Below are 14,373 nucleotides of genomic sequence, written 5' to 3'. Positions count from 1 at the left end.
GCATATCGAGCGGCGCTGACCTGATGTCACGCCGCTCACACTGATAAAAGGAGAGCCCGTGCTCCGGGCGGTTATCTGATGCTCTATCGCCGTTTCGAACAACTGATCGACATATTCCGCGACGCCCCGACGGCGTCTCCGCCGGACCGCGTTCTGCCCTTCTATACCTATTACCTGAAGCAGGTCTGGCCGAGTTTCGTCGCCCTGCTGATCGTCGGCCTGTTCGGTGCACTGATCGAAGTGGCACTGTTCAGCTACCTGAGCCGCATCATCGACCTCGCCCAGGGCACGCCGAACGTCGACTTCTTCAAGGTGCACGGCGTCGAACTGGCGTGGATGGCGGTGGTAGCGTTACTGCTGCGCCCGCTGTTCCTGGCGCTGCACGACATGCTGGTGCACCAGACCCTGAGCCCGAGCATGACCAGCCTGATCCGCTGGCAGAACCACAGTTACGTGCTCAAGCAGAGCCTGAATTTCTTCCAGAACGACTTCGCCGGGCGCATTGCCCAGCGCATCATGCAGACCGGCAACTCGCTGCGCGATTCCGCCGTGCAAGCGGTGGATGCGCTGTGGCACGTGCTGATCTACGCGATCAGTTCGCTGGTGCTGTTCGCCGAGGCCGACTGGCGCCTGATGATCCCGCTGCTGACGTGGATCGCGGCCTACGTCGGCGCACTCTATTACTTCGTGCCACGGGTCAAGGACCGCTCGGTGGAAGCCTCCGATGCGCGCTCGAAGCTGATGGGCCGGATCGTCGACGGCTACACCAACATCGCCACCCTGAAGCTGTTCGCCCACACCAACTTCGAACAGCATTACGCCCGAGAGGCGATCCAGGAGCAGACCGAAAAAGCCCAGCTGGCCGGCCGCGTGGTCACCAGCATGGACGTGGCCATCACCACCATGAACGGCCTGCTGATCGTCGGCACCACGGCGCTGGCGCTGTGGCTGTGGACGCAATCGCTGATCAGTGTCGGCGCGATCGCCCTGGCCACCGGCCTTGTCATCCGCATCGTCAACATGTCCGGCTGGATCATGTGGGTGGTCACCGGCATCTTCGAAAACATCGGCATGGTCCAGGATGGTCTGCAGACCATCTCGCAACCGGTCAGCGTCACCGACCGGGAGCAGGCCAAACCGCTGGCCGTGGCCCGTGGTGAAGTGCGTTTCGAGCACGTGGATTTTCACTACGGCAAGAAGAAAGGCATCATCGGCGACCTCAACCTGACCATCAAACCCGGCGAGAAAATCGGTCTGATCGGCCCGTCCGGCGCCGGCAAATCAACCCTGGTCAACCTGCTGCTGCGCCTGTACGACGTCGAGGGCGGGCGGATCCTGATCGACGGCCAGAACATCGCCGAAGTCGGCCAGGAAAGCCTGCGCGCGCGGATCGGCATGATCACTCAGGACACCTCGCTGCTGCACCGCTCGATCCGCGACAACTTGCTGTACGGCAAGCCCGACGCCACTGACGCCGAACTCTGGGAAGCGGTGCGCAAGGCCCGTGCCGATGAGTTCATTCCGCTGCTGTCGGACGCCGAGGGGCGCACAGGATTCGATGCGCATGTCGGCGAACGCGGGGTGAAGCTGTCCGGTGGTCAGCGTCAGCGGATCGCGATCGCGCGGGTGCTGCTCAAGGACGCGCCAATCCTGATCATGGACGAAGCGACCTCGGCGCTGGACTCGGAAGTCGAAGCGGCGATCCAGGAAAGCCTGGAAACCCTGATGCAGGGCAAGACCGTGATCGCCATCGCCCACCGCCTTTCGACCATTGCCCGCATGGACCGGCTGGTGGTGCTGGAAAACGGCAAGATCGCCGAAAGCGGCAACCATGCCGAACTGCTGGCCCATGGCGGGTTGTATGCGCGGTTGTGGGCGCACCAGACCGGAGGGTTTGTCGGCATCGACTGATCGTTTTCACGCCTGGTCACTGATCGTTCCCACGCTCCGCGTGGGAATGCAGCCCGTGACGCGACGGGGGCCTGGACGCGGAGCGTCCCCTGAGGCATTCCCACGCGGACGGTTCGACGCCTCGACGTGGGAACGATCAACGTGAGATAAAACCGCCAGAGCCCTTTAACTATGGGCTCTGGCGGTTTTTTATCGCCTGCTGGAAATTCGCATGAACCCTGCTGTACTGACCCAAGGCTCCGGAACGGAACCTGTCGTAAATCTGCAAGGAAGCACCACTCGATCCAGTCTCGATAGTACGTCTATCAAGGACACTCTCATGTCTCTGTTCAAACGTTCAGTCACTGAGTTGTTGGGTACGTTCTGGTTAGTGTTGGGCGGTTGCGGCAGTGCGGTCATTGCCGCGTCTTCACCCTTGGGAATCGGTGTGCTGGGGGTGGCCCTGGCCTTTGGTCTGACGGTGCTGACCATGGCGTTTGCCATCGGCCACATCAGCGGCTGTCATCTCAACCCGGCCGTGTCGGTCGGTCTGGTCGTCGGCGGTCGGTTCCCGGCCAAGGAACTGCCTGCCTACGTCATCGCCCAGGTGATCGGCGGGATTCTGGCAGCGGCCCTGCTCTACCACATCGCCAGCGGCAAGGAAGGCTTCGACATCGCCGCTGGCCTTGCCTCAAACGGTTATGGCGAGCACTCCCCGGGCAAATACTCGATGGCATCCGGCTTCGTCACCGAGCTGGTGATGACCGCCATGTTCGTGGTGATCATCCTCGGCGCCACCGACAAACGCGCTCCGGCGGGACTGGCACCGATCGCCATCGGCCTGGCCCTGACGCTGATTCACCTGATCTCGATCCCGGTCACCAATACCTCGGTCAACCCCGCCCGCAGCACCGGCCCGGCGCTGATGGTCGGCGGCTGGGCCATCGCCCAGTTGTGGATGTTCTGGGTCGCGCCGCTGCTCGGTGCGGTGATTGGTGGCGTGATCTATCGCTGGTTAGGCAAGGAAGACAGCTGAGGGAGTCGGCGAGGATCAGGCTTGCCGATACGGCAAGGCGCTCCTCGCCTCTTCGGCATAGGCCAGGACACCGGCGCGCTCCTGGTGCAGGAAGTCTTTGACCGCTGCTTTCAAACCGGGATGACGCAGGTAATGCCAGGAATGGGTGATCACCGGTTCAAAGCCGCGAATCAGTTTGTGCTCGCCCTGGGCACCGGCATCGAAGCGCTGAAAACCCTGGGCAATCGCATAGTCCATGCCCTGATAGAAACAGGTCTCGAAGTGCAGCCGGTCGAACTCGGCCAGGCATCCCCAATAACGCCCGTAAAAGCTGTCGCCGCCCACCAGGCTGAACGCCATCGCCACCGGCCGTGAGCCCTGCCGGGCCAGTACCACGCGGATCGATTCCGGCATGCGCTCGGCCAGCAGGCTGAAGAATTCCCGGGTCAGGTAAGGTGCCTGCCGGCGTACCGCGTAGGTGTTGGCGTAACAGGCGTAGACAAAATCCCACTGCGTCTCGTCCAGTTCGCGGCCTTCCAGCCATTCGAACTCGAAGCCCTGTCCCGCCACTTGCTCGCGCTCCTTGCGCATCTGCTTGCGCTTGCGCGAGGCGAGCACGTCGAGGAAATCCTGAAAGTCGCGATAGCCGCGATTCTGCCAGTGGTACTGACAGCCGATGCGTTGCAGCCAGCCCGGCTGCTCGGCCATGGCGGCATCGGTAAACGCGTCGGTGAAGTTGATGTGGGCGCTGGAGAGTTCTTCGATTTCCAGATACCCCGGCAGGCTCTTGAGCAGCTCGAATCCGTCCTCGACATTCGCTGCCAACAACCGTGGGCCGCTGACCGGACTGAATGGCACCGCGCTCAAAAACTTGGGGTAGTAATCAATGCCGGCCCGAGCGCAGGCATCGGCCCAGCCGTGATCGAACACATATTCGCCGTAGGAGTGCCACTTACGATAACCGGGCAACGCGGCGATCACGCGCCCCGCTTCGACGTGCAGCAAATGCTCCGCTTGCCAGCCGGTGTGCGGGCCGACGCTGCCGCTGTCCTCCAGCGAAGCCAGGAAGGCGTGGCGCAGAAACGGCTGGTTTTGCGGGACCAGAACATCCCAGTCGGACGCTGGAATTTCCGACAGTTTATGCAGACGTTGCAGCGGCATTTTCCTCTCCACTTTCGGGCGTGAACGCCCGGCGAGTATCGCTGATCGGCGGGGCGTTGCCCACGTCCGATTACGCGACAGCGCTCTAAATCAATAGTTCACGGCAGCTTTGTATCGTCATCAACCTGCCATCATCGTGCCACTGCTCTGTCATAAACCATCGCGATACTGGCGCCTGTTTTTAGAGCGCCGGGTTCTACCCCGGACACTGTTTTCCGACCGTCAAACCGTCGGTTGTGCCCAGGATGGTTCAGCCATCCCCTTTTCATCTTCGGAGATTGCTATGCGTCTTGCTTCCACGAAAACTGCGGCGGCCCTGTGCGGTGGCCTGTTGCTGGCCATGAGTGTTCCGGCCAGTGCCGCAGTCGACGCCAAACTGCTCGACATGCTCAAGGCTAACGGTTCGATTTCCCAGGCGCAGTACGTAGAACTGCAAACCGAACTGGCCAAGGATCAGAAGGCCCAGCAAATCGCGCAGCAGGCGCAGCAGGAGACCAACGAGCAAATCGCGGCGACCGCGAAGAAAACCAACGAACTCAGCAGTTTCGACCAGAAACTGGCCTGGGCCGCCAAGACCCAGTTCAAGGGCGACGTGCGTATCCGTCAGGAAACCATCAAGATCGATGGCGAGCCGAACAACGGCGGCCGCGACAAGGATCGCCAGCGCATCCGTGCCCGTCTGGGTGCGTACACCGAGATCAACCCGCAAGTCGACACCGGCATCCGTATCGCCACCGGCGGCGGCGACGACGCCCGTTCGACCAACCAGGACCAGGACAATTACTTCGACAAGAAGCAAATCTGGCTCGACCTGGGCTACATCGACTACCACCCGGATCAGATCAAGAACCTGCACATCATCGGCGGCAAAATGCTGCAACCGTGGGTGAGCATGGGCGACGTGATCTGGGACAGCGACATCAACCCGGAAGGTCTGGCCGTTACCTACAAGTATCCGTTGGGCAGCAGCGTCGAGCTGTTCGGCAGCCTGGGTAACTACAACCTCAAGGACAACGTCGACGGCGACGGCGTGCAGTTCCGTCACGACCTGCGCCTGACCGCCGGCCAGTTGGGCAGCCGCTTCGCCATCACCGACAACCTGAAACTGACCCTGGGCGGCAGCGTCTACGCCTACCAGAACGACGAAGACAGCCGTTGCACCGGCACTTCCACGCCGTGCGCCCTGGCCGTCAACGGTAACTCGGCAGACAACGAATTCCGTCTGTACGAAGGCTTCAGCCAAGTCGACATCGGCGGCCTGCCAATGCCGCTGTCGTTCTACGGTCAGTACGTGAAGAACAACGATGCAGTGACCGATCAGGACACCGCGTGGCTGGTAGGTGCCAAGTCGAAAGTCTTCGGCCTGAACCTCGACTACAACTATCGTGACGTGCAGCGCAACGCGGTGGTCGGTGCCTTCACCGATTCGGACTTCGCCAACGGCACCACCGGTTCCCGTGGCCACAAGTTCAAGGTCGGCTACGACATCGACAAGAACTTCGCCATCGGTGCGACTTACTTCCTGACCAAGGCCGACTTCTCCAGCCGTACCCAGCGTGATGCAGACACCAACACCCTGCAGCTGGACGCGGAAGCGAAGTTCTAAGCAACCCGGCAACAGACTTCAAACGATGGGTTGTACATCCGGTTCCATCGTTTGAAGCGGCTTCAACAGACTGGCGCGGCCGCAGCGATCCCCATCATCCGTTCGCTGCGGTCGCGCCAGGCTGTGTTTTCAGGGACTGTCCTTGCGCCGCAGCGCTGCCAGCTGCTCTGCCAACGCGTCCACGCCCTCTTCAGGCTTTTGCGGCATCGCTCGCAACGTCGCCTGCATCAAACGCATCTGGCGAATGAACCGCCGGCAATTGCGGCAGAACATCAGGTGATGACGCACCATCAACTTCTCGCGAAAGCTCAACTGGCCATCGAGATAATCGCTGGATCGCGCCACTTGCTCCTTGCAGGTCAACATTCTCCCGTCTCCTCAAAATGCTCCACGGTCGCGAAGACCTTCAAGCGTGCCCTGTGCAGCAACACGCGGACATTGGAGAGCGAGATCTCCAGAAGATTACAGATTTCCTCCAGCTCCAGACCCTGACGCTCGCGCAGCGTGAGCACACTGCTCTGAAGTTCGGAGAGACTGAGCAACGTATGCTCCAGACATTCACGCAGCTCGCCTTCGGTCAGCAATGCCTCGGGGGTGTCCTGGTGCCAGGCGAACGGTGCGACCAGCCAGTGGCCGTCGCCGGGAGAAAAGCGATCGTCGTCGATGGTTCCGTGGGGGGACGGCAGATCATCCAGCAACACTTCGCGACGATTGAGTTTGTAGCGGCTCTTGGCCGAGTTGGCGGTGACGGTCAGCAGCCATGTCTTGAGACTGGAGCGCCCCTCGAAACGGCCGATATTGCGCACCACCGACAGCCAGGCATCCTGCACCACTTCCTCGACATGGCGCTGGCCGACAATCGCGTAGGCCACCGCGCGCATGGGGCTTTGATAGGTGCTGACCAGTTCCTTGAAGGCTTTCTGTTCGCCTGCCAACAACCGCTCGAGCAGTTGTGTGTCGTCAACCGCCATCCATCAATCCCCTCTTCCTGACTCCGAAAATGATAGCGGCAGGATCTCTCCTGCCGCCAGTTTCGAAAATTACAGCGTTCGCGCCGATTCGGATGTAGGAAACGTCAGCGCGATTAAGAGGAAATGAACTCGCTCTTAGCGTTTACGCAGAATCACGCTACCAATCGAGTAACCGGCACCGAACGAACTCAGCACCGCCAGCGAACCGGCCGCCAGATCGTCCTGATATTTGTGGAACGCGATCACGGAACCGGCGGAGCTGGTGTTGGCGTAGGTGTCGAGAATCACCGGGGCTTCTTCTTCGGTGGCTTCGCGGCCCAGCAACTTGCGCACGATCAGGTGGTTCATGCTCAGGTTGGCCTGGTGCAGCCAGAAGCGCTTCACGTCACCGACGTTGAGCTTGTTCTCTTCCAGATGTTCGCCGATCAGTTCGGCGACCATCGGGCAGACATCCTTGAACACCTTGCGGCCTTCCTGCACGAACAGTTTGTCGCGGGCGCCGATGCCCTCTTCCGCCGCGCGATTGAGGAAGCCGAAGTTGTTGCGGATGTTGTTGGAAAACTTGGTCAGCAGTTTGGTGCTGACCACGTCGAATTGGTGCTTGGAGGTGGCCAGATCGGCGCGCTCGATAATCACGGCGGTGGCCGCGTCACCGAAGATGAAGTGGCTGTCGCGGTCACGGAAATTCAGGTGACCGGTGCAGACTTCCGGGTTGACCATCAGGATCGCCCGGGCCTGACCCAGTTGTACGGTGTTGGCCGCTTGCTGGATGCCGAAGGTCGCCGACGAGCAGGCCACGTTCATGTCGAAACCGAAACCCTGGATGCCCAGCGCTTCCTGGACTTCGATGGCGATGGCCGGGTAGGCGCGTTGCAGGTTGGAGCAGGCGACGATTACAGCGTCGATGTCGGCGGCAGTCTTGCCGGCACGCTGCAGGGCTTGCTCGGCAGCGCCGATGGCCATCTGGCAGAGCACCGACCATTCGTCGTTGGAACGCTCCGGCAGGCGTGGCGCCATGCGCGCAGGGTCGAGGATGCCGTCCTTGTCCATGACAAAGCGGCTCTTGATGCCGGAAGCTTTTTCGATGAACGCGGCGCTGGACTCGGTCAGGGCCTGGACTTCGCCGTTGGCGATGGCTTCGGCGTTGTCCGCATTGAACTGGGCGACGTAGGTATTGAAAGACTGCACCAGCTCTTCGTTGGAGATGCTGTTGGCCGGGGTGTACAGGCCGGTGCCGCTGATGACGACGTTATGCATGGTCGTTTCTCTAATCTGTTCAGGCAGAAAGTGCTGGCACCGACGTGCCAACACGCAAAGGGTCCATTCCCGTCTAAGGGACGCAAAAACCTGGCATCGCTTTATTCCGACCTCGCCCGCAGTTGAGAAGGCTCAAAACCGCGGGGCCGGCGTTTATAGGCGCGAAGTTTGCCATAAACCTTGGCTTTTGGCGCCTTTTGCTGATCGTTCCCACGCTCCGCGTGGGAATGCAGCCAGGGACGCTCCGCGTCCCAAAAACGGACGCAGAGCGTCCGGGGAAGCGCTACCACGCAGAGCGTGGGAGCGATCAGGCACTCGCTAGGGTTCGACCTGCGTCCATTGCTTGTTGAGCCGCTTGTCGGAGATCGGTACTTTCGTCCCCAACTGCTGGGCGAACAGCGAAACCCGGTACTCCTCCAGCCACCAGCGATACAGCTCGAGCTGCGGATCGCGTTTGCCTTCCTGCGCATGCTTGGCCGCGCGGGTCTGGTATTGCGTCCAGAGGCCGGCGAGTTCGCCGCTCCAGACCCGATCCTTCTGCACCTGCGCGCCCAGCTTCTCGAAACGCTGCTCGACCGCTTTCAGGTAACGCGGCAACTCCTTGAGCCACAGCATCGGCGTTTCCCGGACGAAGCCCGGATACACCAGATGGCTGAGCTGCTGCTTGATGTCGTTGAGCGCCACGGCCTGAGCCAGATCGATCTTGCCCTTGAAGCGTTTTTGCAGACCGTGCCAGAGCTTGAGGATTTCCAGCGTCAGGCGTGCCACGCGCTCGGCGTGTTCGGTCCAGCTGCCGCGCTTGCGCTCGGCCAGTGCCGCCAGACCTGCGCCATCACGCGGCAACGGGTCTTCGCCCTCGAGAATGCAGCTGTCGAGGCTGGCCAACAGAATGTCTTCGACCAGCGCATCGACCCGCCCCAGTTCGCGGTACAGCAGGCCCAGTTCGGTCAGGCCCGGCAACTTGCCACGCAGGAACTTGGCCGGTTCGGCCAGTTGCTGCATCAGCAGACGTTGCAAGGCGCGGCGATGCTGGAATTCGGCTTCGGCCGGGGTAGAGAATCGCCCTTCCTTGACCGTGCCGCCCTCTTCCACCAGCGCCGGATAGACCGTCATCGACAGCCCGGCGATCTTCTGCTGAGTCTTTTCCGCCACCGGCGCGAAGACCTTGGCCTCCACCGGTTGCTGGCTCTTCGCACTTTGCGGCACGGCCAACGCGGCCTGGCTGGCTTCGGCGAAACGTGCAGTGAGTTCGGCCAGATCCCGGCCTTCGCCAAGGAACTTGCCTTGCCCGTCGACGATTTCCAGGTTCATCCGCAGGTGGCTTTCGACCTGCTGCGTCGCTTCGGCCCAGGCTTCATCGCTGACCCGCGCGCCGGTCATGCGCAGCAGTTCGCGACCCAGCGCTTGCGGCAACGAACCTTCGGCGAAGGTCATGCGTTGCAGCGCGGCCTTGATGAAGTCCGGCACCGGCACGAAGTTCTTGCGCAAGGCCTTGGGCAGGTTGCGCACCAGCGCGATGCACTTGGCCTCGATCAGTCCCGGCACCAGCCATTCCAGGCGCTCCGGCGGCAGCATCGGCAACAGCGGCGCCGGCATTCGCAGGGTCACACCGTCGCGCGGGTGATTCGGTTCGAAGTGGTAACTCAGGGCCAGTTCCAGATCGCCGATGTGCAGCGTGTCCGGGTAATGCTGGGCGGTGACTTCACTGGCCTCGCGAGCCAGCACGTCTTCCTCGCGCATGATCAGCAGTTGCGGGTCTTTCTGGCTGTTGACCCGATACCAGCTGTCGAAGGTCGCGGTCTGGTGGATCTCCGCCGGCAGTCGCGCGTCGTAGAACGCGTAGAGGGTTTCCTCGTCGGCCAGAATGTCCCGGCGCCGGGCCTTGGCTTCCAGTTCGTCGAGCTGTTCCAGCAGTTGCTTGTTAGCGCTCAGGCACTTGGCTTTCGATTGAATCTCGCCCCGCACCAGGCCTTCACGAATAAACAACTCGCGCGATACCACCGGATCCACCGGGCCATAATGCACCGGTCGACGACCGACCACGATCAGGCCGAACAGGGTGATCTGTTCGAACGCCACGACCTGGCCGCGCTTTTTCTCCCAGTGCGGTTCGAAATGGTTTTTCTTGATCAGGTGCTCGGCCAGCGGTTCGATCCAGTCGGCGTCGATCTTCGCCACCATCCGCGCATAAAGCTTGGTGGTTTCCACCAGTTCGGCGGTCATCACCCACTGCGGGCGTTTCTTGCCGATGCCCGACGATGGGTGAATCCAGAACCGCCGCTGACGGGCGCCAAGGTAATCGCCGTCCTCGGTTTTCTGGCCGATCTGGCTGAGCAGGCCGACCAGCACCGCTTTGTGCAATTTCGGATAATCCGCCGGTTCTTTGTTCAGGCTCAGCTGCAAGTCGCGGCAGATCAGGCTCAACTGACGGTGGGAATCGCGCCACTCGCGCAGGCGCAGGTAGTTGAGGAAATTCTTGCGGCACCAGTTGCGCAGCGGGCTGGCGGTCAGCGCCTGGCGCTGCTCTTCAAAACCGCGCCACAGATTGACCAGCCCGGCGAAGTCCGAATCGGCGTCCTTCCACTGAGCGTGGGCCTGGTCAGCGGCCTGCTGACGCTCCGGCGGACGCTCGCGCGGATCCTGAATCGACATGGCGCTGGCGACGATCAGCACTTCCTGCAGGCTGCCGAGTTTGGCCGCTTCCAGCAGCATGCGGCCCATGCGCGGGTCCACCGGCAGACGCGCCAGCTGACGGCCGAGCGGGGTCAGCTGACTGTTGCGATCCACCGCCGACAGTTCTTGCAGCAGGTTGAATCCATCGCTGATCGCCTTGCCGTCCGGCGGCTCGATGAACGGGAAATCGGTGATCTCGCCGAGACGCAGATGGAGCATCTGCAGGATTACCGCCGCAAGGTTGGTGCGCAGGATTTCCGGATCGGTAAACTCCGGGCGACCGAGGAAATCCTCTTCGCTGTACAAGCGCACGCAGATACCCGGCTCGACCCGGCCGCAGCGACCTTTACGCTGGTTGGCGCTGGCCTGGGAAATCGCTTCGATCGGCAGCCGCTGGACCTTGGCGCGATAGCTGTAACGGCTGATGCGCGCGGTGCCGCTGTCGATCACGTAACGGATGCCCGGCACGGTCAGCGAGGTTTCCGCGACGTTGGTTGCCAGCACCACACGACGGCCCGGGTGGGACTGGAAAATCCGCTGCTGCTCGGCCGGCGACAGGCGCGCGTACAACGGCAGGATTTCGGTGTGTTTGAGCTGGGCCTTGCGCAGCATGTCGGCGGCGTCGCGGATCTCGCGCTCGCCGGGCAGGAACACCAGCACATCACCGGGACTGCGGCGCTCGCTGCGCTCATAGGCGGCGATTTCGTCGAGGGTGGCGAGGATCGCCTGATCGACAGTCAGGTCGTCCTCGACGCGGTTGCCTTCTTCGTCCTGCTCGAGCGTCAGCGGGCGATACCAGGTTTCAACCGGGAAGGTGCGGCCGGACACTTCGACAATCGGCGCATCGTCGAAATGCTTGGAGAAGCGCTCCAGATCGATGGTCGCCGAAGTGATGATGACTTTCATGTCCGGACGACGCGGCAGCAGGGTTTTCAGGTAACCGAGCAGGAAGTCGATGTTGAGGCTGCGTTCGTGGGCTTCGTCGACGATGATCGTGTCGTAGCGTTCGAGGTAGCGATCGTTCTGGGTTTCCGCCAGCAGGATGCCGTCGGTCATCAGTTTGATCAGGGTGTTGGAATCGCTCTGATCCTCGAAGCGCACCTGATAGCCGACCAGCGCGCCCAGCAGCGTGCCGAGTTCTTCAGCGACCCGGCTGGCCACGCTGCGCGCTGCGATCCGCCGAGGCTGGGTGTGGCCGATCAAACCGTGCTGGCCGCGACCGATTTCCAGGCAGATTTTCGGCAACTGGGTGGTTTTGCCCGAGCCGGTTTCACCGGCGATGATCAGCACCTGATGCTTTTCCAGGGCCTTCTTGATTTCGTCACGCTTGGCCGCAATCGGCAGGCTGTCGTCGTAACGGATCACCGGCAGGCTGGCCTTGCGCGCCAGCACCTGATCGCAGGACGCCTGCATGCGCGCCACCCACTGGGCCAGCTTGGCCTCGTCGGGTTTCTTGCGCAGCTCAAGCAACTGCCGCCGCAGCCGGTGGCGGTCGGCGAGCATGGCGTGATCGAGGTTTTTCAGCAGTTTGTCGATGGAGGGCGATTCGTCGGTCATCGGGTACGCAATTCGGTCGTCTAGTGGCGCAAGGACGCGATTGTCGCAGAAAAGCAGCTACAAGCGGCAAGCTACAAGCCGCAAGTTGAATGCGGTCTTTGACTTGAGGCTTGTAGCTTGCGGCTCGCGGCTGCTTTATTCGTTATCAAGGCCCTTGCGCCGATATGGAAAGACATCGATGACTTTCCCCGCCCGAATCGCCTCCTGCAATCCCTTCCAGTAATCGGCGTTGTACAACTCGCCATGCAACTGATCGAACAGCTTGCGCTGCGCTGCATCGGCAAACAGGAACGGCGGAAATTCCTCGGGAAACACATCCAGAGGCCCGATCGAATACCAAGGCTCGGAGGCCATTTCGTCCTCCGGCGTGCGCGGTGCCGGGATGTGGCGAAAGTTGGCTTCGGTGAGGAAGCAGATCTCGTCATAGTCGTAAAACACCACCCGTCCATGGCGGGTGACGCCGAAGTTCTTCAGCAGCATGTCGCCGGGAAAGATGTTGGCCGCCGCCAGTTGCTTGATCGCCAGGCCGTAATCCTCCAGCGCTTCGCGCACCTGGGCTTCGTTGGCGTTGTCCAGGTAAAGGTTAAGCGGGGTCATCCGGCGCTCGGTCCAGCAGTGACGGATCAGCACGGTTTCACCTTCCAGCGACACCGTGGACGGCGCGACTTCCAGCAGCTCCGCCAGGCACGCCGGCTCGAATTTGCTCAGGGGAAAACGAAAGTCGGCGAATTCCTGGGTATCGGCCATGCGCCCTACCCGGTCGACGCTTTTCACCAATCGATACTTCTCGATCACCGTGGCGCGGTCGACGTTTTTCGACGGCGAGAACCTGTCCTTGATGATCTTGAACACGGTGTTGAAGCCCGGCAGCGTGAACACGCTCATGACCATGCCGCGCACGCCCGGCGCCATGATGAACTGGTCATCGGTGTTGGCCAGGTGGTTGATCAGGGCGCGGTAGAACTCGGATTTGCCGTGCTTGTAGAAACCGATCGAGGTGTACAGCTCGGCGATGTGCTTGCCCGGCAGGATGCGTTTGAGGAAGCCAATGAACTCCGCCGGCACCGGCACATCCACCATGAAATACGAACGGGTGAAGGAGAAGATGATCGACACCTCCGCTTCGTCGGTGATCAATGCGTCGATCTGAATCCCGCGCCCTTCGCGGTGCAGTAGCGGAATCACCAGCGGCCATTGATCGTCGTTGGTGTAGATGCGCCCGACCAGGTATGCGCCCTTGTTGCGATACAGCACCGAGGAAAACAGCTCGACGCTCAACTCCGGGTCCTTGCACACCCAGTCCGGCAGGTTTTCGCGCAGCTGCGCTTCCAGACGCAGCAAGTCGCCGGGCAAATCGGCGTAGGCCTCGCTGAAGCGGTAATCGGCAAAGATGCTCGCGAGCATGGCCGAAATCTGCCCTTGCGGCTTATAGGTGCGGGTCTGTGCAGCCCGGGCCCGGCGCAGGGTCGGGCGTGTGGTGTGGATGAACATGCAACCGTCGCTGATCAGGTCGTGGCTGAACAGGCTGCAGAAAATCGAGTTGTACCAGGTCTCGGACAGTTCATCGTCGAAGCGCAGGTCGATGATGCTGATGTAGGCGCTTTTCACCAGCGGCCAGCAGGTGACGTCCATCAAGGTGTCCGGCTCGAAGTACTCGCGCAGACGGGCGACGGTTTCACCGACCTTTTCTTCGTAGAGGTTGATCCGCGCCGCCGACGCCGTTTGCGTGTCCTGCCAGCGGGCCTGCTCGAAGCGCTCCCGGGCGCCGTCGGTGATCCGCCGGAAATGCTCGCGGTAATCGTCAAAGCCATCGAGGATCAGACGGGCGATGTCGGTGGCTGGCCATTGCTGCGGCATAGATGAGACCTCTGCGGGAATTGGAGAATCTGTGCTCGAAGGCCTGAGCTTAGCCACGGAAGCGGGCGCAGGAGAAGCGCAATTTCTGCCAAATGCTCTTGCGGGTTGTACAGCGACACAGTTTTTATCAAAGTTTTTTTTAATCGACCGTTCGGTCAATAAATACCCACTTCGGTTCCCCCCACCACTGGGCGCCAGCCCGCGTCTTCTCTGGGTTTCGGATCCAATTCAGCGGCGACATCTCTAGCCCGCGCTTTTGCCCGAGTTGTTCATGCCTGCCCATTCCCGTCAGCGACTGGCCTTACCAAGATAGTGGCACTTTGATATACACCCCGCCATCACCCGCCTCACAACAAGATCCTCGGCCCACGAGGACGACCTCTCCC

At 61.4% G+C, this 14,373-nt stretch carries 9 protein-coding genes; 3 read left to right on the top strand and 6 right to left on the bottom strand.

Going from position 1 to position 14,373, the window contains the following annotated elements; translation table 11 throughout:
• Nucleotides 1–78 precede the first annotated feature (78 nt).
• Nucleotides 79–1,911, top strand: a complete 1,833-nt coding sequence (locus tag ACEN93_RS24245) for an ABC transporter ATP-binding protein (RefSeq protein ID WP_039772592.1) — start codon at nucleotides 79–81, stop codon at nucleotides 1,909–1,911.
• Between the two features lie 319 nt (nucleotides 1,912–2,230).
• A complete protein-coding gene (gene aqpZ / locus ACEN93_RS24240; protein WP_103385764.1) occupies nucleotides 2,231–2,926 on the top strand; it encodes an aquaporin Z in 696 nt (231 codons plus the stop codon).
• Between the two features lie 15 nt (nucleotides 2,927–2,941).
• Here aqpZ and ACEN93_RS24235 read toward each other — a convergent pair whose 3' ends face one another.
• Nucleotides 2,942–4,066 carry a GNAT family N-acetyltransferase gene (locus tag ACEN93_RS24235; RefSeq protein ID WP_103385765.1) on the bottom strand — a complete coding sequence of 375 codons (1,125 nt, stop codon included), beginning with the start codon at nucleotides 4,064–4,066 and terminating at the stop codon, nucleotides 2,942–2,944.
• A 283-nt stretch (nucleotides 4,067–4,349) separates the two neighbouring features.
• Between ACEN93_RS24235 and ACEN93_RS24230 the strand changes: the two genes are divergently transcribed.
• Nucleotides 4,350–5,672, top strand: a complete 1,323-nt coding sequence (locus tag ACEN93_RS24230; protein ID WP_039772596.1) for a putative porin — start codon at nucleotides 4,350–4,352, stop codon at nucleotides 5,670–5,672.
• A gap of 129 nt (nucleotides 5,673–5,801) precedes the next feature.
• Here ACEN93_RS24230 and ACEN93_RS24225 read toward each other — a convergent pair whose 3' ends face one another.
• From ACEN93_RS24225 to aceK, 5 genes are all read right to left on the bottom strand, one after another.
• A complete protein-coding gene (locus tag ACEN93_RS24225) occupies nucleotides 5,802–6,038 on the bottom strand; it encodes an anti-sigma factor family protein (protein ID WP_039772598.1) in 237 nt (78 codons plus the stop codon).
• Entirely contained in the window at nucleotides 6,032–6,643 is a 612-nt protein-coding gene (locus tag ACEN93_RS24220) for an RNA polymerase sigma factor (RefSeq protein ID WP_074691117.1), read from the bottom strand. Before ACEN93_RS24220 ends, ACEN93_RS24225 begins: the two co-directional genes overlap by 7 nt.
• Nucleotides 6,644–6,778: 135 nt before the next feature.
• Nucleotides 6,779–7,900, bottom strand: a complete 1,122-nt coding sequence (locus ACEN93_RS24215; RefSeq protein ID WP_074691116.1) for a beta-ketoacyl-ACP synthase III — start codon at nucleotides 7,898–7,900, stop codon at nucleotides 6,779–6,781.
• A 318-nt stretch (nucleotides 7,901–8,218) separates the two neighbouring features.
• Nucleotides 8,219–12,130, bottom strand: coding sequence for an ATP-dependent RNA helicase HrpA (gene hrpA, locus ACEN93_RS24210; RefSeq protein ID WP_495610602.1), 3,912 nt, complete (start codon nucleotides 12,128–12,130; stop codon nucleotides 8,219–8,221).
• 135 nt (nucleotides 12,131–12,265) lie between these two features.
• Nucleotides 12,266–13,987, bottom strand: a complete 1,722-nt coding sequence (gene aceK, locus ACEN93_RS24205; RefSeq protein ID WP_210711163.1) for a bifunctional isocitrate dehydrogenase kinase/phosphatase — start codon at nucleotides 13,985–13,987, stop codon at nucleotides 12,266–12,268.
• Nucleotides 13,988–14,373 lie beyond the last annotated feature (386 nt).

The sequence above is a fragment of the Pseudomonas sp. Pseusp21 genome, from assembly GCF_059492145.1.
The sequence above is the reverse complement of the archived record's forward strand: the minus strand, read 5'-3'. Positions and strand labels throughout refer to the sequence as shown.